At 60.3% G+C, this 23,546-nt stretch carries 21 protein-coding genes and 1 tRNA gene; 4 read left to right on the forward strand and 18 right to left on the reverse strand.

The window, feature by feature from the left end:
- Positions 1–4: 4 nt before the first annotated feature.
- The 10 genes from ACYBHZ_RS15515 to ACYBHZ_RS15560 form a co-directional block, all read right to left on the reverse strand.
- Positions 5–154, reverse strand: a complete 150-nt coding sequence (locus ACYBHZ_RS15515; RefSeq protein WP_460275188.1) for a hypothetical protein — start codon at positions 152–154, stop codon at positions 5–7.
- Positions 155–189: 35 nt separating this feature from the next.
- A complete protein-coding gene (locus ACYBHZ_RS15520; protein WP_460275189.1) occupies positions 190–1,851 on the reverse strand; it encodes an OpgD/OpgG family glucan biosynthesis protein in 1,662 nt (553 codons plus the stop codon).
- 369 nt (positions 1,852–2,220) lie between these two features.
- On the reverse strand, positions 2,221–3,240 hold the full coding sequence (locus ACYBHZ_RS15525; protein WP_460275190.1) for an ABC transporter permease: 1,020 nt from the start codon (positions 3,238–3,240) through the stop codon (positions 2,221–2,223).
- Positions 3,237–4,739: a sugar ABC transporter ATP-binding protein gene (locus ACYBHZ_RS15530; RefSeq protein WP_460275191.1), complete on the reverse strand. Its 1,503-nt coding sequence runs from the start codon at positions 4,737–4,739 to the stop codon at positions 3,237–3,239. Before ACYBHZ_RS15530 ends, ACYBHZ_RS15525 begins: the two co-directional genes overlap by 4 nt.
- Before the next feature lie 81 nt (positions 4,740–4,820).
- Positions 4,821–5,885 carry a TMAO reductase system periplasmic protein TorT gene (gene torT, locus ACYBHZ_RS15535; RefSeq protein WP_460275192.1) on the reverse strand — a complete coding sequence of 355 codons (1,065 nt, stop codon included), beginning with the start codon at positions 5,883–5,885 and terminating at the stop codon, positions 4,821–4,823.
- 204 nt (positions 5,886–6,089) lie between these two features.
- The gene (locus ACYBHZ_RS15540; protein ID WP_460275193.1) at positions 6,090–7,061 is read right to left on the reverse strand and encodes a 5-oxoprolinase subunit C family protein; all 972 of its coding nucleotides are present in this window, start codon (positions 7,059–7,061) and stop codon (positions 6,090–6,092) included.
- A complete protein-coding gene (locus ACYBHZ_RS15545; protein ID WP_460275194.1) occupies positions 7,051–7,926 on the reverse strand; it encodes a 5-oxoprolinase subunit B family protein in 876 nt (291 codons plus the stop codon). The genes ACYBHZ_RS15540 and ACYBHZ_RS15545 overlap by 11 nt, the downstream gene beginning before the upstream one ends.
- A complete protein-coding gene (locus tag ACYBHZ_RS15550; protein WP_460275195.1) occupies positions 7,923–9,299 on the reverse strand; it encodes an acetyl-CoA carboxylase biotin carboxylase subunit in 1,377 nt (458 codons plus the stop codon). The genes ACYBHZ_RS15545 and ACYBHZ_RS15550 overlap by 4 nt, the downstream gene beginning before the upstream one ends.
- A gap of 1 nt (position 9,300) precedes the next feature.
- A complete protein-coding gene (locus tag ACYBHZ_RS15555; RefSeq protein ID WP_460275196.1) occupies positions 9,301–9,534 on the reverse strand; it encodes an acetyl-CoA carboxylase in 234 nt (77 codons plus the stop codon).
- A gap of 30 nt (positions 9,535–9,564) precedes the next feature.
- A complete protein-coding gene (locus ACYBHZ_RS15560; RefSeq protein WP_460275197.1) occupies positions 9,565–10,344 on the reverse strand; it encodes a 5-oxoprolinase subunit PxpA in 780 nt (259 codons plus the stop codon).
- 307 nt (positions 10,345–10,651) lie between these two features.
- Here ACYBHZ_RS15560 and ACYBHZ_RS15565 point away from each other — a divergent pair, with 307 nt between their 5' ends.
- Positions 10,652–11,569: a LysR family transcriptional regulator gene (locus ACYBHZ_RS15565; RefSeq protein ID WP_460275198.1), complete on the forward strand. Its 918-nt coding sequence runs from the start codon at positions 10,652–10,654 to the stop codon at positions 11,567–11,569.
- 100 nt (positions 11,570–11,669) lie between these two features.
- Here ACYBHZ_RS15565 and ACYBHZ_RS15570 read toward each other — a convergent pair.
- Positions 11,670–11,746, reverse strand: a tRNA-Met gene (locus tag ACYBHZ_RS15570).
- A 172-nt stretch (positions 11,747–11,918) separates the two neighbouring features.
- Here ACYBHZ_RS15570 and ACYBHZ_RS15575 point away from each other — a divergent pair.
- On the forward strand, positions 11,919–15,500 hold the full coding sequence (locus ACYBHZ_RS15575) for a hydantoinase B/oxoprolinase family protein (protein WP_460275199.1): 3,582 nt from the start codon (positions 11,919–11,921) through the stop codon (positions 15,498–15,500).
- Between the two features lie 106 nt (positions 15,501–15,606).
- On the opposite strand, the gene ACYBHZ_RS15580 is transcribed toward ACYBHZ_RS15575, so the two are convergent.
- The 4 genes from ACYBHZ_RS15580 to puuE all read right to left on the reverse strand — a co-directional run bounded on the left by ACYBHZ_RS15580 (position 15,607) and on the right by puuE (position 19,642).
- Positions 15,607–16,800, reverse strand: a complete 1,194-nt coding sequence (locus tag ACYBHZ_RS15580; protein ID WP_460275200.1) for a serine hydrolase domain-containing protein — start codon at positions 16,798–16,800, stop codon at positions 15,607–15,609.
- A 93-nt stretch (positions 16,801–16,893) separates the two neighbouring features.
- Positions 16,894–17,379, reverse strand: a complete 486-nt coding sequence (locus ACYBHZ_RS15585; protein WP_460275201.1) for an ureidoglycolate lyase — start codon at positions 17,377–17,379, stop codon at positions 16,894–16,896.
- Positions 17,376–18,206, reverse strand: a complete 831-nt coding sequence (locus tag ACYBHZ_RS15590; RefSeq protein ID WP_460275202.1) for a bifunctional allantoicase/(S)-ureidoglycine aminohydrolase — start codon at positions 18,204–18,206, stop codon at positions 17,376–17,378. Before ACYBHZ_RS15590 ends, ACYBHZ_RS15585 begins: the two co-directional genes overlap by 4 nt.
- An 8-nt stretch (positions 18,207–18,214) precedes the next feature.
- Positions 18,215–19,642 carry an allantoinase PuuE gene (gene puuE, locus ACYBHZ_RS15595; RefSeq protein ID WP_460275203.1) on the reverse strand — a complete coding sequence of 476 codons (1,428 nt, stop codon included), beginning with the start codon at positions 19,640–19,642 and terminating at the stop codon, positions 18,215–18,217.
- Between the two features lie 151 nt (positions 19,643–19,793).
- On the opposite strand from puuE, the gene uraH reads away from it, so the two are divergent.
- Together uraH and ACYBHZ_RS15605 are read left to right on the forward strand one after the other, a co-directional pair.
- Complete coding sequence (gene uraH, locus ACYBHZ_RS15600; protein ID WP_460275204.1) at positions 19,794–20,153, forward strand: hydroxyisourate hydrolase; 360 nt, start codon at positions 19,794–19,796, stop codon at positions 20,151–20,153.
- A gap of 1 nt (position 20,154) precedes the next feature.
- Positions 20,155–21,390 carry a urate hydroxylase PuuD gene (locus ACYBHZ_RS15605; protein WP_460275205.1) on the forward strand — a complete coding sequence of 412 codons (1,236 nt, stop codon included), beginning with the start codon at positions 20,155–20,157 and terminating at the stop codon, positions 21,388–21,390.
- 42 nt (positions 21,391–21,432) lie between these two features.
- On the opposite strand, the gene ACYBHZ_RS15610 is transcribed toward ACYBHZ_RS15605, so the two are convergent.
- The 3 genes from ACYBHZ_RS15610 to ACYBHZ_RS15620 form a co-directional block, all read right to left on the reverse strand.
- Positions 21,433–22,431, reverse strand: coding sequence for an aldose epimerase family protein (locus ACYBHZ_RS15610; RefSeq protein WP_460275206.1), 999 nt, complete (start codon positions 22,429–22,431; stop codon positions 21,433–21,435).
- A complete protein-coding gene (locus tag ACYBHZ_RS15615) occupies positions 22,428–23,198 on the reverse strand; it encodes a 2-dehydro-3-deoxygalactonokinase (RefSeq protein ID WP_460275207.1) in 771 nt (256 codons plus the stop codon). Before ACYBHZ_RS15615 ends, ACYBHZ_RS15610 begins: the two co-directional genes overlap by 4 nt.
- A gap of 69 nt (positions 23,199–23,267) precedes the next feature.
- Positions 23,268–23,468, reverse strand: a complete 201-nt coding sequence (locus ACYBHZ_RS15620; protein ID WP_460275208.1) for a heavy-metal-associated domain-containing protein — start codon at positions 23,466–23,468, stop codon at positions 23,268–23,270.
- Positions 23,469–23,546: the final 78 nt, after the last annotated feature.

Below are 23,546 nucleotides of genomic sequence, written 5' to 3' on the forward strand. Positions count from 1 at the left end.
TCCCTTAGACGGGTTTTCCGGGCAGGATCAGGCGCAGCACACGGGACCATTCCGTCCCGGTCTTTTTGCGCTCGAGAACCTGTTGCGGCATCTCGAGAGGTGCTTCGGGCGGGGTCCAGTCCAGAGAGGCGTCCAGCAGGGCCTTGTTGCCCATGTTTGTTTCTGTGTCAGTCGGAGTGTGAGCCATCGTTATTCCCTCACCCATTGATAAAGCCATGTTTCCGTTAATGTCTGATCATAACCCGTGAGAGCGGCTTTAAGTTCCGTCACATTTCCGGGTTCAGCCTTTGCCTCGATCACCAGACGCCAGATATCGGTGCCGCTGACCTTGCTTACAATAGCCTCTTTGATCTCTCCGTGCCCGATGCTGACCTGCGCAGAAAGTTCTGCATCAGCGGGCAGACCGGAGAGCGTGCCACCTTGAAAATCGATGACGAATTTGCGCGTGTCGCTTTTCTGCTCGACACCCGCGACGCCGCCTTCGCCGACGCGGCTGCGTAAGACGCGGGCACGGTCGACGCTGCGGTCGCCTTTCGGATTCATGCCCCAATGCAGGCGATAGGCGTATTCGAGCGCTGCGCCTTTTTCCATCTGGCCCTCGGGCACCCAGAAGGCAACGATGTTGTCGTTGCCCTCAAGTTTGGACGGGATTTCCACGAGGCGCACCGTGCCTTTGCCCCAGTCGCCGATCGGTTCGACCATGAGCGAGGGGCGGCGTTCGTAATGCGCCTGCGCGTCGAGGTAGTCGTCGAAATCGCGGCTGCGTTGGATCAGGCCGAAGGACCGCGGGTTTTCCGCGCCGAGGTAGGAACTGGCCAGACGGGAGGGGTTGTGCAACGCGCGCAGATAGGTTTCTCCGCCGCGCGTGTTGAGCACGAGATATTCGCTGTCATGTACGGCAGCGCGGAAGTCGTCGAACCCGCGCGGATCTGCCCCGCCGAAGAGATACATTGAGGTTAGCGGCGCGATGCCGATCTGATCGGTTTTTTCGCGCATAAAGAGACGAGCGGTGACTTCCATTTCGGTGGTCTCGCCCGGCGTAATGGCGAAGCGGTAGGCCCCGGTCACCGATTTGCTGTCGAGTGCGGCATAGACCACAATCGTCGGCGCGCCGGGAACCGGACGTTCGATCCAGAAATTGGTGAAGCGCGGGAATTCCTCGCCGCCGTTCATGGCGGTGTTGACGGCAAGGCCACGGGCCGACAGGCCATAGACATTGCCGCGCCCCAGAGCCCGGAAGTAGCTCGCACCGAGGAAGGCGATCAACTCATCGAAAATATCGGCCCGGTTCAGAGGCGCATGCAGGCGAAAGCCCGCAACGCCCGGCATCGGGGTGTCTTCGGGGATTTGCTCGCTGACATTGCCGCCATATTCGAAATCGTGCGTGGTGAACTCCATCGGCCGGGCACGTCCGTCTACGATCTCGTAGATATGGACGGGTTCCTTGAACAGCCAGCCAAGGTGGAATGCATGCAGGCGGAATTCCTGTCCGCCGTCTTGCCAGCGGGCGTGATCGGGGCGGAAGCGAATGCGTTGGTAGGCGTCGTAGTCGAGGTTGGCCAATGGTCCTTCGATCACCTCGCCTTGATGCCAGCTTTCCCCGGCGGCGACGCGCATCTCTTCGGTCAGGCTGTCAAAGCTGAACGCGGGGAGCGTCGCCGTCTCTGCAACCGGGGCGTCTGTTGCGGGGGGCGTCGAGGTCTGTGCGATGGCATCCTGCGCGCGCAAAGCGTAGGGCAACATCGTGGACACGGCGACAGACCCCGCGAGCGTCGCAAGAAAGCGGCGGCGGCGAATGTCGGCGGCGGTGGACCCGGTGGTGTTCGTCAAACTCGTACTCCGTACAGTCATAGTCTTTGCAGTAAATAGGGCGTGAATTTTGCTCTGCAGCAGGAAATGCCAATTCATAGGGGCTGTGGCGAAAAGCTGCCCAAAGCGGGCGGAATTCCTCCTATTCTCAACGCCTTTTGCGCTTTTTTAGAAAAGGCGCAAGTGGATTTCTACAGCAAAGAGACGGTTTCACCACACAGTGAGCCCTTCATTCTTTCGCAGATGCAGCATGTCCGTTCGTAAAAGTATTACATTTTTCTTCCGGTGACTTTTTGCAGTGAAAAACGCACAGGCGCAGATTTCGACGCCGCGACTCACCCCAATAAGCGGACATGAAAAAAGGGGACTGCGATGCAGCCCCCTTTCCAAAGTTTCATATCTGTCGCGCTATCAGCGGCCGCGCATGATCATCCGGTAGCGTAGCTGATCGAAAATCACCGCGAGGATGAGCAAGCCGCCCAGCAGAACCATCTGCATGTAGGAACTGATTTTTGCGAGGTTCATGCCGTTTTGCACCATGACGATGAAGAAGGCCCCGAGCACCACATTCTGCACCCGGCCGATCCCGCCGCGCAGGGAGACTCCGGCGATGACACAAGCAGCGATGGACTCGAGTGCCATCGTGCCGCCGAGGTTTGCTTCGCCACTTTCGACGCGCGCGGTCAGCAAGATACCGGTCAGAGAGGCAATCAGCGAGCAGAGTACATAGGCCAGAACGAGCGTCTTCTTGGTGTCGATGGCGGAGAGATGCGCGGCTTTGATATTGCCGCCGACCGCATAGATGCGCGTGCCCAGCGGCGTGCGCGACATCACCAGCCACATCACGGCGATACAAAGTAGCGCGATCAGGACTGGCACAGGGATGCCGAACAGTTTGCCGAAGCCGAAGGTGTCGCCGAAGGCAAACGGGAGGCCGGAGATCGGGATGCCGCCGGTCATGAACAGCGCAAGGCCCGCACCGACGGAGGACACGCCGAGGGTCATGATGAAGGGGGAGACTTCGAAATAGGCGACGCCCACGCCGTTGATCAACCCGACGAGCAACGCGGTGAAGCCGCCAGCGGCGATGCCGATGAGGATGACGAGGAAGACGCTGTCAAACACGCCCGAGGCCCATGTCATCGACAGGGCCGAGACGACCGAGGTCAGCGCAATCGCGGTGCCAACCGACAGGTCAAAGCCACCGGACACCAGAACGAGCATCTGTCCGAGGGACACGAGTACCAAATAGACGGACTGGCGCGCCACGTTCACGAGGTTCTGCCCGGTCAGGAACTTGTTCGACATGAGGGTGAACACCACCAGAGCGATGGCGAGGAAAAAGGGCAGAACGCCGACACGGATGAACAGCGTTTTGAGCGGGTTGGCGCGCGGGGTGTCGCTTTGCGCCTGCACGGTGGCATCGGTCATTGGACGGGCTCGCTTTCGGTGAAGAAATGTTTGAGGACGGTGTCTTCGGTGGCTTCTGCGCGCGGAAGTTCGGCGCTGACGAAGCCATTGGCGAAGACCATGAGGCGGTGAGAGAGGTTGATCGCTTCGGGCAGGTCGGAGGAGATCACGACCACGGCTTTGCCCGCTTCTGCGAGCGCTTTGATCTTGAGATACAGCGCGGCGCGGGTGCCCATATCGACGCCCACGGTGGGTTCGTCGAAAATGTAGACATCGGCGTCTTGGCCAAAGGCTTTGCCGAAGAGCACCTTTTGCTGGTTGCCGCCCGAGAGCTGTGACACGCGGCGGGCGCGGTAGTCTTCCGGCAGTTCGACGCGGGTGGCGATCCCGGCTACGGTGCTGCGCACGGAACGCCAATCGATCCAGCCGCGTTTCACCGGCGCGCCGGAGGTTACGACATTGAGTGCGAGGTTCTCGTCGGATGTCTTGGCAAGGTCCAACCCCTCGTGTTTGCGGTCCGGGGACAGGTAATAAAGACCCTCGCGGATGATCTTGCGCGTGGGCATCCCGGTGATGTCTTTGCCTTTCAGGGTGACTGTGCCGGACCGGGCCGGGGTCAATCCCATCATGGCCCGGAAGAACCGAGACTTGCCGCAGCCCACCAGACCGGCCACGCCAAGGACTTCGCCCCGGCGCAGCGTTAGGGAAGAGGGCGCGACGCCGGAGGTGGCGAGGCCTTTGACCTCAAGGACGATCTCGCCGGGTTCGGTGGCGATGGTCGGGTAAATTTCCGCGATCGACCGGCCGGTCATCATTTCCACCAGCGCAGTCTCATCGGTTACGGCCATATCGACCGTGCCGATCTTGGCCCCGTCGCGCAGCACTGTGATGCGGTCGGCGATGCGTTTGAACTCCTGCATCCGGTGCGAGATGTAGATGATCCCGACGCCCTTTTCCTTCTGGCGTTTGATGAAGCCGAAGAGATGATCCACCTCGCGGTCGGTGAGCGAGGCGGTCGGTTCGTCGAGGATCAGAACCTTCGGGTCGCCGTGAAAGGCTTTGGAGATTTCCAACATTTGCTGCTGGGCGCGCGACAGGGACGAGACCTGCGCGGTGGGGGAGATTGGAAACCCGAGCGTATCGAAAATTTCCTGCGCGCGGCGGCGCATCTCGGCGTGGTCTATGAGCATCCCGGTGCGCGGTTCCTGTCCGAGAAACATATTCTCGGCGACTGTCAGCGTCGGGATGAGAGAGAATTCTTGGAACACGGTGAAGACACCATGCGCCTTGGCGCGAGCAACGGAGTCGAAAGCGACCTCACGGTTCTCAAGGTAAATCTTGCCCTCAGAGGGCGTGTTGGCGCCAGCGAGCATGGAAATCAGCGTGGATTTTCCCGCGCCGTTCTCTCCGAACAGGACGTGGACTTCGCCAGCCATCAGGTCGAAATCGACACCGTCCAGAGCGCGCACGCCGGGGTAAGTCTTGGTCAGATTGTGCGTGGTTAAAAGCGGAAGAGTCATGGGGCCTCCTGACGGGTGAGGCAGCAGGGGATCTGCCTCACCCGAAATGGTCTTCACATTAGGTCGAGGATTGGTCTGGGATCACTCGACGGAGAAAACCGGGCGGAAGCCTTCCGGCGGAAGGATTGCATCGCGGGACACGTCACCGATGTTGTCTTGGTCAACGACGAAGATTTTCGGGCCAACGTGTTTGACGTAGTCTTTGCCTTCGATGATGCGCACAGCCTGATCCATCGCGATCCGGCCCTGAATGACCATCGAGTCCGCCGGGGCCGCAGCGATCATGCCGCGTTGGATGCCGGTGTAGACGCCGGGGGTCATGTAGAAGGCGAGAAGGCCGATGTCGTCTGTGAGGCCACGCTCGCGCAGAAGACCCTGAGCCGCTTCGGCGGTCACGGCGGTGCCGGCGAGGTATTTCACGTCGGGATCGGATTGCAGCACGTCTTCGACCAGTTTGAGCTGGGCTTCCTTGCCGGTGTCGCCGTAACGCGGCTCCAGAACTTCGACGGCGGAACCTTTGACAGCCTCAAGGAAGCCGGTGTTTGCGGCTTCAACCCAGCCTGCGCCTGCCGGACCAGGGAACCAGCCGACCTTGACCGGATCGGTGCCCGCCGGGTGTTTTTCGGCAAGGTATTTCCCGGTTTCAAAACCCATGGTGTAGAAGGACACCAGAGATTTGGCGGAGATGTCCGGGGAGGATACGCCGTTGATCACGTCGATCACAGGGATGCCTTTCTCGGCGGTTTCCGCGATCACGTTGTTCAAGCCATCGTAAGAAATCGCGCCGATGATCACCGCGTCGGCCCCTGCGGCGACGCAGTCTTCGATCTGGCTGACCTGCTTGGCAAGCTCGGTGTAGCCGCCAGCTTCGACGAGGTTCATCTTGACGCCGAGACGCTTGGCTTCTTCGGAGACACCGTAGTCCACGCCGAGCCAATAGGCGTCTTTCATATGTGGGAAGGACACGCAGATGTCATAGGCCGCATCGGCCTTTTCGAGCGGCGTGTAGGTGACGGCGCTGGTGGTGCCGTCGGTCGAGAAGGCGGGGGTCACTTCTTCTGCCTCATAGGGGAACCAGTCTTCTGCGAAGCTGGGGGAGGTGGCCAGCGCGGCAAGTGCCGCGCCTGTCATCAGGGCAAGTTTCATGGATCTGACTCCTTGTTGGTTCATCAGGGAAGGCGGCTTTATGCCGCTTGTTGTTTGGCTTTCGAGGTGGGGCAGGGCCCCGGACGTCTGGGGCCGAAGCCCCGCAAGATCGTGGAGGGAAATTCCCCCACCATTGGGAATGTGAGGCGTGGCCTCGCGTCAGGGAGTGTGAGGCGTGGCCTCACGGGGGAGAGCGTCAGCCCCTCAGGAGAGGAACTGACGAATGGCTTCGATCATGGCTTTGCGCTCAGCGCGGGCGGCGAGGGCTTCGTCCATTTCGACACGTTTGAATTTCACCGGCGTATTCGGCTGGAGCTGACCGATCAGGTCCATATCGGCGGAGATCACCGCGCCGAGGGTGAAGTAACCACCACCCGACACCGCATCACGGTGCAGCACGATGGGCTCGAGGCCACCGGGCACCTGAATGGAGCCATATGAGTAGCAGCCATCCACGATGTTCGAGGGATCAGAACCCGCGCCGAAGGGCTGCGGACGATCCACGAATTCCATCGGCTGACCACCACGGAAGCGATAGCCCATGCGGTCGGCCTCGGGCGCGACCACCCAATCGTCGTCAAAGAAGGCCTTTTGGCTCTTCTCAGTCAGACGGTGCCAATACAGCCCGGTGATCGCGCGCAGAACGGCGGGTGTGCCAGGGCGACGGCGCAATTTTTCGGGAACGGTACGGCCTTCGGCCACCGGGGAGGCTTCGCCCACCGGGACCACATCGCCTGCCGCAATCGCGCGGCCTTCGAAGCCGCCCAGAGCGCCGATGGGATAGGTCGAACGAGAGCCGAGAGCCGGTTCCGTGTCGATCCCGCCAGAGACGGCGATGTAGATGCGAGCGCCGGTTTTCAGGAAGCCAAAGGACAGAACCTGTCCCGGTTTCACGGTGAAAGAGGTCCAAGTCTCGCGCGGCTCACCGTCCAGCATCATCGGCATGTCGGCACCGGTGACAGCGATACTCATCTCGGCACCGAATTTGATCTCCGGCCCCATGAATACGGCCTCAAGACCGGCGGCATCTTCGTCATTGCCCACGAGAAGGTTCGCGGCCCGGAAGGCAAGGCGATCCATCGCGCCGCCTTCGGGAATGCCGAGGTGGAAATAGCCGGGGCGGCCCAAATCCTGAATGGTCGTTGCCAGACCGGGTTTGATGATCTCAAGCGTCATTGAGGGCCTCCATCAGCTTGGCGTTAAAGCCGGTCATGTCGTTGTTGAACGCGTCGAGATCGAATTCGACCTCTGCGATGCGCGGCGTGTAGCTGCCGTCCTCGACCTCTTTGGTGATCTGGTCGAATTCTTCGCGCCCGATGGGTTTCCATTTCACGATGTCGCCGGGGCGGAAGAAGACCATGAAGTCTTTCAGGTAGCTGACTTCTTGATCCGGATCGAAAATCGTCATCGGTGTGATGCCGAACATCTGGTACCCACCCGCGCCACGCACGGAATAGATGCAGCCGAAACAGCCGCCGATCCCCACCGTGTGCCGCGGCGTATCGGTGCGCGGACGAAGGTATTTCGGCACTTCGATCTGTTTGTCACGGTCCACGAGCTGATAGAGGAAGGGCAGACCTGCGACGAAGCCCACCATCGAGACGAACCACGGCTGCGAATGGAAGGCTTCGATGAAGTCTTCGACCGTGTCATAGCCGTTGATCCGCGCGGCGTAATCAAGGTCCGACCCCGACGGGTCTTGGTGGCGTTCGCGGAAGCGCATCAGCGTTTCGTGGGTCCAAGGGTCTTGGAAATAGACCGGGATTTCGATGATCCGGGTATCGAGACGCTTTTCCTGTGCCTCGGCCTGATGTTCGAATTCCTTGATCTTCGCCATCATCTCGTCGGGCGCGATGATGTCGGGATCGAACCGCACCTCAAAAGAGGCATTGGCGGGCAGGATCTCTGTCACGCCGGGGATATTGGCCTCGCGTACCATGTTCGACAGGGACAGGGCGATGAAGAAGGCGTCGAGGGACATCTCATCGTCGATCTCGACATAGATATGCTCGTCCCCGCCATAGCTGTAACGCGTTTTCATGCGGCGTCTCCTTTGGTTGCGGACAGGTTTCCGGCCTCAAGCCACGGCTCAAGCCATTGGGTGTGGAAGGCGCCTTTGCGCACCTCTGGATCAGCGGCCAATGCAAGGTGCAGCGGCGCGGTGGTCTTCGTGCCACCGATCTCCATGCTCTCCAGCGCAGTCACCAGCTTGTCGATGGCCGCGTCGCGGGTGTTGGCATGGACGATGACCTTGCCGAGAAGCGAGTCGTAGAATGGCGGGATCTGATAGCCCTCTGAGAGGAAGTGATCGAACCGCACGCCTGCGCCAGCCGGCTCTTTGAGTGTCGAGACGACACCCGGCCAGGGCATGAAGTTCATGAACGGGTCTTCCGCACAGAGGCGCACTTCGATGGCGTGACCCGTCTTTTTGATCTCATCTTGGGTCATCGACAGTTTCGCGCCGCCGCAGACCTTGATCATCTCGGCCACCAGATCGACACCAGTCACCATTTCGGTCACGGGATGCTCAACCTGAATGCGGGTGTTCATCTCGATGAAGTAAAACTCATTCGCCACTTCGTCGTAGAGATATTCCAGCGTACCCGCGCCGCGATAGTTCACCGCTTTGGCGAGTGCGACGGCAGAGGCGCAGAGGCTTTCGCGAGTCTCATCGTCAAGGCACATCGCCCCGGCTTCTTCCCAAACCTTCTGGCGACGACGTTGCAGGGAGCATTCGCGCTCGTAGCAATGGACTGCGTTTTCACCATCGCCAAGAATTTGCACCTCGATATGGCGCGGGGAGAGGATCGCGCGCTCAATATAGAGACCGCCATCACCGAAGGCGGCTTCGGCTTCGGCCTTGGCTTGCGGCGCGAGGGTTTTCAACTCGGCTTCGTTCTTCGCGATCCGGATGCCGCGACCACCGCCTCCCGCGGCGGCTTTGATCATCACCGGATAGCCGATTTTCTCGGCCACGCTGAGGGCCTCAGACACATCAATGCGGCCGTCGGAACCGGGCACAACCGGGACGCCTGCGGCCTCTGCGGCTTGGCGCGCGGCGACCTTGTCGCCCATGCGCTCGATCGTGTCGGCTGACGGGCCTACGAAAATCAGATCAGCCTCTTCCACTGCACGAGCAAAGGCGGGGCTCTCAGAGAGAAAACCATAGCCGGGGTGGATGGCGTCGGCCTTGGTCGCTTTCGCGGCTTCGAGCACGGCGGCAATGTTCAGATAGCTGTCTTTCGAGGGCGCGGGGCCAACGCAAACTGCCTCATCGGCGAGTTTGACGGCGAGCATCTCCGTGTCCGCTTCGGAATGCGCCTGAATGGTGTGGATGCCGAGCGCTTTGGCGGCTTTCACCACGCGAACGGCGATCTCCCCACGGTTGGCGATGAACAGTCGTTGGATCGCCATATCACTCAAGCTCCGCGAGCACCGCGCCAGCCGTCACGGGTGTGGCGTCATCGACGCTGTAGCCTTTGAACGTGCCTTCGATCTCGGAATTGACCGCGATGAAGGTTTTCATCACCTCGACCAGACCGATTTGATCGCCGACGGCCACTTTGTCGCCGGGACCTTTGAACGGCGGCTCTTCCGGGGAAGGTTTGTGGTAAAACGTGCCGGGGAGGGGGGATTGGATATCGCTCATTTTGTCATTTCCCTGTTGTTGGAGCCGGTTTCAGGCGGTCTCGAGCACGGCGGAAGCCGGTGCGATGTTGATACCGTTCTCGGTGAGAATGGTGCGAATGGCGCGGCCGATTTCGACGGCGCCGGGTGTGTCGGAATGGAAACAGATCGACTCGAATTCTATGTCGATGTCTTTACCGGTGACGCTGGTCACCTTGCCCTCGACACAGGCGCGCAGGCATTTCTGGGCGATCTCCTGCGGATCGGGACGGGCCACGCGGCGGGTGAAGACAATCGCGCCGTCATCGCCATAGTCGCGGTCCGCGTAGAATTCGCGGATCACCGGATGGCCAAGGCGCTTGGCGACCTCGTAAGTTTTTGAGGCGCCCATGCAGAAGATCAGAAGATCGCCGCTGATCGCCGAAAGACTTTCGATCATGTGGCGTGACAGGTCTTCATTCACCGCCGCTTCCATGTAAAGCGCGCCATGCGGTTTGACGTGTTGGAGGCGGATGCCATGACGGCGCCCAAACTCGCGCACTGCGCCGACCTGATAGATGATGTCGTTGACCAGTTCTTCCGGCGTGGTCTTGATGTAGCGGCGACCAAAGCCCTGAAGATCGCGGTAGCCGGGATGCGCGCCGAGACCAACGCCGTAGGCCTGCGCCAGTTTGATCACCCGATCCATGGAGTTCGGATCGCCAGCATGAAACCCGGCCGCAATATTGGCCGAGGAGATCAGAGCCATCAGCTCTTCATCCGGGGCTTCGCTCAGAACCCAATGTCCGAAGCCCTCTCCCATATCGCAATTCAAATCGATGATCTTTCGCATGACTGGTCCTTAATTTCGTTGGGCCCATCCTCTGAAAAAAATCTTTTGTTTGTAAAATTCAAAATATAGCTCATGCATTATCGAAAAATCCGAATGAATTTTTGAAATTTGGATTATCAAAAAATCGCTGAAAATAAGGATTTGATCGATTTTTGGGCGATGTGTGAACGAAGTCGCCTCAAAGTGGTTCGGATTTTTAGATAATATATATAACGAAAATCGAATTTTACGTTTTCATCCCGTTTGTGCAGGATGTTTCGAAATATAGCTCCGACAGATTTCGGAGAATCCGAACAGGAGCGCGTCCATGAACCTACGTCAGCTGAAGTATTTCATCGCCACCGCCGAGCTTGGTCAGGTCAGCAGGGCGGCGAGTGAATTGAGGATTTCGCAAAGCTCGATCACCTCTGCGGTGCGGGAGTTGGAGCAGGATCTCGACGCCATCCTATTCGTGCGCACGGCCCACGGGATGGAATTGACGCCGCCGGGACGGGAGCTTTTGGGCGCGGCGCGCGAAATCATGGAAAAGGTCGAGATGGCGCGCAACGTGGTGCAGAGCCATTCCGAGATCGAGGGCACGATCAACATCGCCGCGACCTATACGGTGATCGGGTACTTCCTGCCCTTCCATCTGGACCGTCTTCAGCATCGCTTCCCAAAGCTCGACATTCGCCTGAGCGAGTTGAACCGCGAAAGCATCGAGGAGGGCTTGATCACCAACCGCTTCGACATGGCGGTTCTTCTGACTTCGAACACAGCGAACCCGGAACTTGAGACCCAGACGCTTCTGCGTTCCCAACGCCGTCTTTGGGTGCCGCAAAACCATCCGCTCCAGCTCAAGGGGCTCGCCACCTTCGCGGAGATTGCGGATGAGGATTACATCATGCTCACGGTCGATGAGGCGGCGCACACGTCCATGAAATACTGGGGGCCGACGGGTCTGTCACCCAATGTCAAACTGCGGACCTCTTCAACGGAGGCGGTGCGCTCGATGGTGGCGAACGGTCAAGGCGTGACCATCCTCTCAGATATGGTGCACCGCCCGTGGTCGCTCGAAGGGCGACGAATTGGCACGGTGACGACCGATCTGGCGATCCCGTCGATGGATGTCGGTCTGGCTTGGCATAAGGGAGAGGAATGGAGTGAAGCGACGCGGGTGTTTTACGACTATTTCACCGAAGTCTTCCTTGAGCCGCAAATCGGCTATCAGGTGCAGCGCGTGTGAACCGAGTGGCTCGCGGTCGGCGCGCCAACACATCGGAACAGACACGGCGAACCCTGATCACTATTATTTTATGATCACTGTATTCTCGATGTGAGGGTGATGGTAGCGGAGGAGGGACTTGAACCCCCGACACGCGGATTATGATTCCGCTGCTCTAACCAACTGAGCTACTCCGCCGAAGTGCCGCGTAGATAGATGGAGCCACCGCGAGGGTCAAGAGGGATTTCGACGAAAAACCGCAGAAATTTCCGAGCTGCCATCTCACCCTGATCTCTCGCCGCGCCTTGTTGCCCGTGCCGCGATCTCCTAACCTCCCGCGACAGACGAAAAGACAGCGGAGCAGGGCAGCATGGGCGCGAAACAATGGGATTTCTGGATCGACCGGGGCGGCACCTTCACCGATGTGGTGGGGCGCGATCCGGAGGGGCGTCTGCACACCCATAAGCTGTTGTCCAACAATCCTGAGCGCTATCGCGATGCCGCGGAACAGGGGATTCGCGATCTCTTGGGCCTCGCGCCCGGTGCGCCGATTCCCGAAGGCGCGATCGGGGCGGTGAAAATGGGCACGACCGTTGCCACCAACGCGCTTTTGGAACGGAAGGGCGAGCGCGTTCTGTTGCTGATTACCCAAGGTTTCCGCGATCTGCTGCGCATTGGCTATCAAACCCGGCCTGATCTCTTCGCCCTCGATATCGAGCGCCCGGAACTGCTTTATGAGACTGTGTCCGAGGTGCCTGAGCGTTTGGCTGCGGATGGTTCGGTCGTGACCCCGCTCGATGAAACTGCCGCGCGGGAGGCTCTGCAAGCTGCTTACGGCTCGGGCATCCGTTCTGTCGCCATCGCGTTTCTGCATGGCTATCTGGAGCCCGCGCATGAAATCCGTGCGGCGGAAATCGCGCGTGAGATCGGGTTTACTCAAGTCTCCACCTCGCATGAGACCTCGCGCTTGGCAAAGCTCGTGTCGCGTGGGGATACCACCGTGGTCGATGCCTACCTCTCTCCGATCCTGCGCCGCTATGTCGATCAGGTCGCCGAGGCTTTGTCGCTGGGCCATGCCTGCGAGCGTCTTTTGTTCATGCAATCGAATGGCGGGCTGACCGATGCCTCCCTGTTCCAAGGGCGCGATGCGATCCTTTCGGGGCCGGCGGGCGGAATCGTCGGCATGGTCCGAACAGGAGAAGCCGCCGGGTTCGATCAGTTGATCGGGTTCGATATGGGCGGCACCTCGACGGATGTGTCGCATTATGCTGGCCTCTATGAACGCAGTTTCGAGACTGAGGTGGCTGGCGTGCGCCTTCGTGCTCCGATGATGGACATTCATACTGTGGCCGCCGGTGGCGGTTCCATCTGTAGCTTCCGCGATGGGCGGTTTCAGGTTGGGCCCGAAAGTGCTGGCGCTGATCCCGGTCCCGCCGCTTATCGTCGGGGCGGGCCTTTGACGGTCACCGATTGTAACGTCTTTCTGGGCAAGCTCTCTCCCGATCACTTCCCGCATGTTTTCGGGCCGGAGGGCAATGAACCGCTCGATTTTGACGCGACGCGACGTGGGTTCGAGGCGCTGACTGCCGAGATCAATGCGGCCACAGGCCAGAGCCTGTCGCCGGAAGAGGTGGCCGAAGGCTTCCTGAAGATTGCCGTCGATAACATGGCCAACGCGATCAAGAAAATTTCGGTCGAGCGCGGGCATGATGTGTCGCAGTACACCTTGCAGTGTTTCGGCGGGGCCGGGGGGCAGCATGCCTGTCTCGTTGCAGATGCGCTTGGCATGTCGCGGGTGCTGATCCATCCCTTCGCCGGGGTGCTGTCCGCATATGGCATGGGGCTGGCCGAAATCCGGGCACTGCGCGAGGCGCAACTGGATGCGCCGCTTGCCAATCTGGTACAGGCGGAGGCCATGGCCGCAGAGCTCAAGTCTGAGGTCGAGGCCGAAGTTGCCGCGCAGGGTGTCGCCCAAATCCGGACGCTTGTCCGCGCGCATCTGCGCTACACCGGATCGCATCAGACCCTCGATGTGCCTTTTGGCTCTGCGCCGGAGATGAGCGCTGCGTTCGAAGAGGCGCATAAAGCGCGTTTCGGCTTTGCGCCTCCGGGCCGCGATCTGATCCTCGATATGTTGGCCGTGGAAGCGATTGGCGAAACTGGGGAGGCCCCCTTAGGACAGCCGATGCCAGAGGGCAGGGCCGATGCCAAAGCAACGCTGACTGTGAGCGCCAGTGGTTGGGGCGAGGTGCCGCTCTATGACCGGCTCACCCTGCCGCAGGATGCGGAAATTCAGGGGCCTGCGGTGATCTCCGAGCCGACGGGCACCAATGTGGTCGAACCCGGCTGGACGGCGCGACTGGACGACAAGGGAAATCTTGTTCTGACCCGTGCGACACCTGCTGTGCGCGATGCCGCGGCTGGGACGGAAGCCGATCCGATCCTGTTGGAGGTCATGTCGAACCTCTTCATGTCCGTTGCCGACCAGATGGGCGCGACGCTGGCGAATACCTCTTGGTCGGTGAATATCAAGGAGCGGTTCGACTTTTCCTGTGCGATCTTCGATGCCGAGGGGCGGCTCGTTGCCAATGCGCCGCATGTGCCGGTGCATCTTGGTTCGATGTCCGACTCTGTGCAGACGGTGATCCGACAGTTTGCCGACGCCGCTGAGGGAGATGCTTTCGTGCTCAACTCGCCCTATCGCGGCGGCACGCATCTGCCGGACATTACCGTTGTGACGCCGGTCTTTGTGGACGGCAAACCTGCCTATTGGCTCGGCGCGCGGGGCCACCACGCGGATGTCGGTGGACGCACGCCCGGATCGCTGCCGCCTGACAGTACGACGCTCGAAGAAGAGGGCGTTGTGATCGAGACCACCCGCATTGTGACGGCGGGTCGCTTCGAGGAAGACAAAATGCGCACGCTGCTCGCATCCGGGCGCTATCCGGCGCGCAATATTGACCAGAATATCGCCGATCTTCAGGCGCAGGTGGCTTCGAATGAGACCGGAAAACAAGCGCTTATGGGCGTCGTGGCGCGCTATGGTGCAGATGTGGTCACCGCCTATATGCAGCATGTGCAAGACAACGCCGAAGCCTCTGTTCGCGCCGTGATTGACCGTCTTTCGGACGGCGAATTCACCTATCCGATGGATGGTGGATCGCAGATCAAGGTGCGGCTTACGGTCGATGCGAAAGCCCGCACCGCGACCGTAGATTTCACCGGCACCTCGCCGCAGCAGAGGGGCAATTTCAACGCCCCTCTGTCGATTTCGCGGGCCGTGGTTCTCTATGTTTTCCGGACACTTGTGGGCAAAAACATTCCACTCAACGAAGGTTGCCTCAAACCGCTCCGCATCATTGTGCCGGAAGGCTCCATGCTCAATCCGGGTGAGGGGGCCGCAGTGATCGCGGGCAATACGGAGGTGTCGCAGGCGGCGTGTAATGCGTTGTTCGGTGCGCTGGGGGTGATTGCCGGGTCGCAGGGGACGATGAACAATTTTGTCTGGGGCAACGATGCGTTTCAGAATTATGAAACCATCGCGGGCGGCACCGGGGCGGGGCCTGATTTCAATGGCTGTGATGCGGTGCAATCGCATATGACCAACACCCGCATGACCGATCCCGAGATTTTGGAAGCGCGTTTCCCGGTGCGGCTGTTGGAATTCTCCATCCGTCCGAACTCCGGTGGGGCAGGGGTGCATCATGGTGGTAACGGCTTGATCCGAAAGATAGAATTTCTCACGCCGGTGACCGTTACAACCCTCTGCTCGCATCGCGTGGTGCCGCCTTTCGGCGTCGATGGCGGCGCACCCGGTGCGGTTGGGCGCAACTCGGTGGTGATGCCGGACGGAACCGAAATCCAGCTTCAGGGCAATGACGAGATTGACCTGCCCGCAGGTGGGATTTTCGTGATGGAAACGCCGGGCGGCGGGGGATTTGGGGCGGCGTGAGGGCTGCCCGGAACCACCCAAAATCGCCCTGAAATCGCTGTCGGCAAAGTGTCGGACTTCTGTCGGACTTTTGTCGGGCACGAAACGCGCGGGGCGCGTGGCGGGACTAAGTGCCAGCCAACTCCTCTGCGATCTGCCGGAACATGGTGAGGGTCTCAAGGTTGATCGCGCCGTCGCCGACCCGGAATTCCGTATCTGCGGCGTTCTGGGCGATCACCACGCCCGCCGCGCGGTGGATGTACATGTATTGCCCGTAAATCCCGATGCCGAAGAACTCTCCCTCGCGCGCCTCTGGCGGCAGCCACCATTGCAGGCCGTAGCGCAATTGCCCGTCGGGAATTTTTGCGGTCTCTGGATCGGGAAGCGGGGCGGTCTGCCGGGTCATACGGTCGATCCACGCCTCAGACACGATCCGCGTGCCGTTCCATTCGCCTTTCTGCAGCATCATCTGGGCGAGTCGGGCATAGTCGCGGGTGCTCATGTTGAAGCCTCCCGCCACGAAGGGTTCCTGTTCCTCATCGGTGATGACGAAGCCGCTGTGCTCAACCCCCATGGGGCGGATCACATGGGTGTTCAGCAGGTCGATCATCTTTTGACCGGTCAGCGCCCGGATCATCATGCCGATGACATGGGTGTCGACGGTGACGTAATGCATATAGGTGCCGGGTGGCCATTGCCGGGTCAGCGTGGCGGCGAAATCGTCCATCGAGCCACCGACACCGATGATCCGGCCCATACGATTGATGTCGGAATGATAATCGACATAGTCCTCGTTGAAGCGCACGCCGCTTGACATGGTGAGCACGTCGAGAAGGCGCACGCCGTCATAACCGCTGCCCTTGAGGGCGGGCAGGTGCTCTTGTACTTCGGCCTCAAGGATGTCGGCGGGGATCATCCCTTTGTCGATCAGGATGCCGAGGAGCAGTGCGGTGACGCTTTTCGACATGGACCATGAGATGTGACGGTCGTCGGGCCGGGTGCCTTGCAGATACTGCTCATGGCGGATCGCGCCGTCTTTCAGAACAAGAAAGCTTTTGACGTTCCGCTCAGTGAAATAGCGTTCGAGATCAACGCTGGCCGTGAGCGGCGCTTTCGCCTCCGGCAGGGGGCTGGGCGCGTCGCTTGGCATGTCGAAGGGCAGGGCGTGGAAGAGCTGATCGAGATGGGAGAAATTCCAGACGATCTTGCCGGGGGCAAAGAGGCTGTTGACCCGCGAGAGCCGTTTGATGCCGGTGATATCGAGCCGGATGAGCCGTCCGCCGATGATCTTCGCAGTGTCGAAAAGTGCCGAAGCTTGCATGCCTGTCCCCTGCCGTCGTTTCTTGGGAAACTGTGCAGGGGGAGCGAGGCTGTGTCGAGCTATTCCCGCAGGTTGCAGCTCGGTTACGGAACGTCAGCGGGTGACGGTCCAGGGCGTCTCGAACCAATGCTCTTCGAGGTTCGGCGTGTCCCCTATCCGGTCGACCACGGCGAAAAGGCCGTTGCCGGTGAGGGGCGTCAGGACGCCGTGCCATGTGCCGCGATGGAAATTGATCGCCTGTGCGCCGTCGGACACGAAAGCGCGGGGCGTTACATCGGGGCCATCGGAGACGATCACAAGGAACGGATCGGCGGACATCGGGACGAAGGTTTGGGAGCCTTCCGGGTGCCGTTCGATCAGGTCGAGCTCGTAGGGAAAGCTGCGCAGCTCGGCATGAAAGACCGACACGCCGACGCGGCCGCCGGTGTCAGGGGCGACATCGACCAGAGCGCGGTCGTGGTAGCGACCGCATTTGCCCTGATTGATGATCTTGTCGGGTGCGCCTTTGGCGTCGAGCACATCGCCGTAAGGGGCGAAGGCCTCGGGGGTCAGGGACTCGGTTGTGATGATACGGCTCATCCCAGCTCCAGCTTGGCGTGACGGTTCACGTCTTTGTACAGGAGGTAGCGGAACGGGCGACGACCGGCGGCGTAGCAAGCTTGCGGGCAGAAGGCGCGGAGCCAAAGGAAATCGCCCTCAGAGACCTCGACCCAGTCTTGGTTCAAAAGGTAAACGCCACGGCCCTGAAGCACATAGAGCCCGTGTTCCATGACATGAGTTTCGGCGAACGGAATGGTGCCGCCCGGAAGGAAGGTCACGATATTGACGTGGAAATCGTAGCGCAGGTCATGCGGATCGACGAAGCGCGACGTGGACCAGTAGCCGGAAGTGTTCGGCATCTCCACGGGCGGCTTTTCCATATCGGCGGTGACAAAGCTTTCGGGTTTGTCGATGCCCGGCGCGGGTTCGTAGCGCTTGCGAATCCACACAAAGGTCGCGGGCGTGTCGTTGTCATTGGCGATGGTGTACTTGTCGCCGGGGGCGACGAAGACATAGCCGCCGGGCTCAAGCTGATAGGCGCGCGCACCGATGGTCAGGCGCATGCTGCCCGCCAGCACGAAGATCACGCATTCCGCCATCGGATCGGGTTCGGGATTGGTGGTGCCGCCGCCGGGAGAAACCTCGACGATCAGTTGCGCGAAGGTCTCGGCAAAGCCGGTGAGCGGGCGAGCCAGCACCCAAGCGCGGGTTTTATCCCAGCCGGGCAGGTAGCTCACCACGATGTCCGACATCACCCCATGCGGGATGACCGCATAGGAGTTGGTGAAGACGGCGCGCTCGCGGGCGTGATTGTTTTGATCGGGAAGGCCACCGGTGGGGGCGCAGTAAGTGTATTCGTAGCTCATCGTATTTCTCAGAGATCCATATCCATGAGACGATGCCACGCGATCCGTTCGACCTGTTTGCAGGCCGTCTTGAATTCTGCGTCCCGGTCGTTTTCGAGACGGGCGTGGAATGCGTCGAGGATTGTCGCCTTGGTATTGTCTTTCACGGCGATGATAAAGGGGAAGCCGAATTTTTCGGTATATTCGGCGTTCAGGCGTTCGAAGGTCGTACGTTCCTCGTCAGTGAGCGCATCGAGGCGTGCGGAGGCTTGTTCCGCCGTGCTCTCAGTCGTGAGGCGTTTGGCCTGCGCGAGTTTGCCGGCGAGATCGGGGTGAGCGATCAGGACGCCGCTTTTCTCGGCCTCAGAGGCGGCGCGGAAGGCGCGGCAGAGGACGGAATGGACGCCAACGGCGCTATCATGTGCCGGGCCAAGCTCCAGCTCCCACGCGCGTTCGGCCACCCATGGGGAATGCTCGAACACGCCGCCGAATTTCGCGACGAATTCGTCCTTGGCCATTGCTGACGGACGGTCCTTGCGGGTGTGCGGATGCACCTTGGCCCAATGGCGGGCCATGTCGATGCGGCGCGGGGTCCAGACCCCGTCGAAGGTTTTGATGTAATCGATGAAGCGCTTGAGGCCCGCCATTTTACCGGGGCGGCCGATCAGACGATTGTGCAGCCCGATGTTCATCATCTTCGGCGTGCTGGTCGTGCCCTCCGCGTAGAGCGTGTCGAACGCGTCCTTGAGGTAAGTGAAGAACTGCTCTCCGGTGATCCAGCCGGGGCTGGTGGCGAAGCGCATGTCGTTGGCTTCCAGAGTATAGGGAATGATCAGCTGATCACGATCGCCCACTTCGCGCCAATAGGGCAGGTCGTCGTCATAGGTGTCGGACACATAGTCGAACCCGCCCTCTTCCGCGACGAGGCGCACGGTGTTGGCTGAACACCGCCCGGTGTACCAACCGTAGGGACGTTCACCGGTGACTTCTTCGTGTAGCTTGATCGCCGCGGCGATGGAGGCGCGTTCTTCCTCCTCCGGCATGTCCTTGTGTTCGACCCATTTGTAGCCGTGCGAGGCGATTTCCCATCCGGCGTCCTGCATCGCGGCAACCTGTTCGGGGGAGCGGGCCAGAGCGGTGGCGACGCCGTAGATGGTCACGGGGATCTCCGCCTCGGTGAACAACCGGTGTAGACGCCAGAACCCGGCGCGGGCGCCGTATTCATAGATCGATTCCATGTTCCAGTGACGCTGGCCCTTCCACATGGACGCCCCGGCAATGTCAGAGAGGAAGGCTTCGGAGGCCTCATCGCCATGAAGAACGCAGTTTTCGCCGCCTTCTTCGTAGTTCAGCACGAATTGCACCGCGACCTTCGCGCCTCCGGGCCATTGCGGATCGGGTGCATTGGCCCCGTAGCCCAACATGTTTCGAACATAGCGCGGTGGATTTTTCGGCATTTCCTTTGGCCTTCGTGTTTTTTGACTAATTGGTAGGCTTGTTAGATATCGAATACTCTTTTGTATCCAATCTGACGAGATTGATTATTGCTGCGGCGGGCGCTTTCCGACAGTCTCCAAACGAAACGCTAACTATTTGGGCAGCTTCGCCATGACTTCCGGTTTTTTGACCACCCATGTTCTCGATACCGCCAAGGGACTTCCCGCCGAGGGCATCGAGATTGCGCTCTATCGCGTGTCCGGCAACAGTCACAAAAAGATTGCGACGGCCGTGACGAATGCCGACGGGCGGACGGACACACCGATTCTACCCGCCGGAAAATTCAAGGTCGGCATCTATGAACTGATTTTTTTCGCAGGCGACTATCTGCGGCGCACGGGGCAAGTCAGCGAGGAGCCTTTGTTCCTTGATCAAATCCCGCTCCGGTTCGGGATTAATGACGCCGAAAGCCACTATCACGTGCCGCTGTTGCTGTCGCCTTACAGCTATTCGACCTATCGAGGGAGCTAACATGACATTTATGCCGATTTTCTGGGAATGGGCGGAGTTTGCTCTGCGATGGGTCCATGTGATCACCGCGATCGCGTGGATCGGGTCGTCCTTCTACTTCATCGCGCTCGATCTCGGGTTGCGCCCCTCGACGGATCGTCGCCAAGGCGTGTCCGGAGAGGAATGGCAGGTCCACGGTGGCGGCTTCTATTTCATTCAGAAATATATGGTTGCCCCTGACCGGATGCCCGATGACCTGATCTGGTTCAAATGGGAAAGCTATTCGACTTGGTTGTCTGGCTTTGCGCTTATGGCGGTGGTCTATTACCTCGGCTCCGAGTTGTATCTCATCGATCCGAACGTGATGGAAATGTCCAATACGATGGCCATCGCAATTTCCATCGCCTCGCTGGCCTTTGGCTGGATCGCTTACAACACGATCTGCAAGCTGATGCTGGGCAAGGATGACACCTATCTGATGATCCTGCTCTATGTGATCCTCGTGGCGATGGCCTGGGGCTATACGCAGGTGTTCTCGGGCCGTGCTGCCTTCCTCCACCTCGGGGCGTTTACGGCGACGGTTATGAGCGCCAACGTGTTCTTCATCATCATTCCGAACCAGAAGGTTGTGGTTGAAGATCTCAAGGCCGGGCGCACGCCGGATCCGAAATATGGCAAGATCGCCAAGCAGCGTTCGACCCATAACAACTACCTGACCCTGCCGGTCATCTTCATGATGCTGTCGAACCACTACCCGCTGGCCTTTGCGTCCCAATACAACTGGATCATCGCCGCGCTGGTGTTCCTCATGGGCGTCACGATCCGCCATTTCTTCAACACCATGCACAAGCGTGGCGGCATGTTGTGGTGGACTTGGGGTCTCACTGTGGGTCTGTTCTTGGCCGTGATGTGGCTCTCCACTGCGGGCATTTTCATGCAGGACGATGGTGAGGACGAGGCCGCGCTTGGCCCGATGGCGCAAAAGTTTGCTTCTGCCGCAGGGTTCGATGAGGTGTCCGACATCGTGATGACCAACTGCTCCATGTGCCATTCCAAGGAACCCTTCTGGGAGGGAATGGCCTCTCCTCCGAAAGGGGTGCGTTTGGAGACGACACATGAGGTCGCGACCATGGCGCATGAAATCTGGCTACAGGCTGGCGTGACCCACGCCATGCCGCCCGCAGGCAGTTATATGGCGCTCGATGATGAGAGTCGTGCGGCCATTCGTAAATGGTACGAGGCCGGGCTCAAGGGCTGAGGCAAGAGATCAGAGAAGACAAAAGGCGGAGACTTCCCCGCCTTATTTTTTGGTAAACCGCCAGCGCGTTTCCTGTTTGTAGATGGCATTCGGGTTCAGCCGGACCGAAGGAAACTCGGGGCGGTTTGGGGCGTCGGGCCAGTGTTGGGCCTCAAGCGCGACCCCGCAAAAGCCCACCTCCGGCACGCCGCGATGGCCGTTGGAAGTGCCGCTTCCGATCGGGGCGGCGTCGAACACCTGCAATCCCGGTTCCGTGGTGTCCACCCGAAGCGTTACGCCGCTGGTGCCGCGCAGGATCGCCGCCGCTTTCATCGCGCCGGGCTGATCCGGGAGACAGAAATTATGGTCATAGCGCTGGGCGTCACTGGGCCGCAGCACGCGCCCATCACGCAGGTCAAAGCCCGTGCCCGTCACCTCCGCGACCTCGGTCGGGATCATCTGGCCATCAACAGGAAGATAGTGATCCGCGAAGACCTGTAGCCAGTGGCCGTCGGTGGTCGCGCTGTCGTCGAGCCGCCAATAGGAATGGTTGGCGAGGTTCATGAAGGTCGGCGCATCTGTCGTGGCGCTGAGTTCAAGGCGCAGGGTTGCCGGGGCCTCAACGGTGTAACGCGCCATGATCTGACGGTTGCCGGGAAAGCCGCCTTTGCCGTCGGGCAGGGAGAGCGTCAGCGTGACAGAGGTGTCGCTGAACGCGTCGAGACTCCAAAGCTCCGTGTGCATGCCGTTCGGGCCGCCGTGAAGCGTGGTTGTGCCAGCTTCATTCGCAGCGAAGCTCAGGTCGCGATCCTCTAGCGTGGCCCGCGCGTTTGAAATGCGATTGGCGACCGGACCGACGAGCGCGCCGAAATACTCCATCGGACCGTTTTCATACGTGGCGATCTCCGTGCTGCCGAGCGTGAGGCCGTAAGGCACACCGCGCAGCCGGACGTCGTTGAGGATTGCGCCATAGGTCAGAACGCTCACGGTCAACTCGCCCGCCGTCAGCGTGATCGCATCGACCCGCCGCCCGTCGCTGAGATGACCGAAGAGCGCTTTCATGTGGCGAGCCTTTCGCTGGCGAGCTGTAGACCGGCCAAGGACATGGTGTCGCCATCGGTCTCGATGAGGGGAACGAACTGGCTTTCGAGCGCCACGCGATAGGGCGCGCGGAGCGCCTCAGAGCCGATCACGGCCACCATTTGGCCGAGCCAATAGGCGCGTGTGGCGGCCAGTTCGGCACCGATCAAAGCGGCTGTGGCACGGGAGGCGGCTTCGGAGTGGGTGATCTCACCCTGACCTGCCTCGGTGGTCAGCGCAGACAGGCGCAGCGCGGCATTCTCCGGGCGCGACATGGTGTCGGACAAGGCGTCGGTGAACGCCTCGGTCTCAGCAAGGCTCACACCTTCCGCGAAGACCGCCGCGACCATTGTTCCGGTCAGGAATTGCCGCATGGAGACGATCTCCTCCGCGCTGACATGGGCCCAAAGGGTCGCGCGTTCGGAGGGGAGGCAGAGGATGCCGTCGAATTTCGGGTTCTTTGCAATGAACCCCGCCAGCGCGACCTCTTCGCCTCGGGTGACGGTGCGGGGCTGGGCTTGCGAAAGCGAGGGGATTGCGGTCGTGGACAAGGCTTCCGGTAAAGGTTTGCACGGAAGCGTGCGCGCAGAAACGGAGGACGAGGCGGGCAGGCCCGCAATCACGGTCAGAGAGGATCGGTCGATCTGGGCGCTGTCGGCGACGGGCTGAACCGAAGGCGAGGTCTCTGTCGCCCCGATCTCCCAAAGCCGAAGTGCGGCCCCATCCCAAATCCCTGCCGTTGCGCTCACGGACGCCTCCCATATGCCACTCAACTTGCCTCGTTTATGGCGTGGGGGGCGTGGTGATGCAATGGGGGCTCAGCTCTTGAGTTCGGCCGGGTAGCCCGCTTTTTTCAGGGCGTCCATGATGGCTGCATCGCCCGCTTCGGAAAACACGTCGATCTCATGCGCGTCGAGATCGGCTTCGACTTCGACGGTGTCGTCGATGGCTTCCAGAGCTTCGGTAATGGCGGCTTTGCAATGGCCACAGGTCATGTTGGGAACGGTAAAGACGGACATGGATTGAAAACCTCTTGCCTGTGATTGAGAAAGACATGCGCGCGGGACTCGATCTGCCCCGGCCTCTGCACTACATAC

It is taken from the genome of Celeribacter sp. ULVN23_4, from assembly GCF_054788345.1.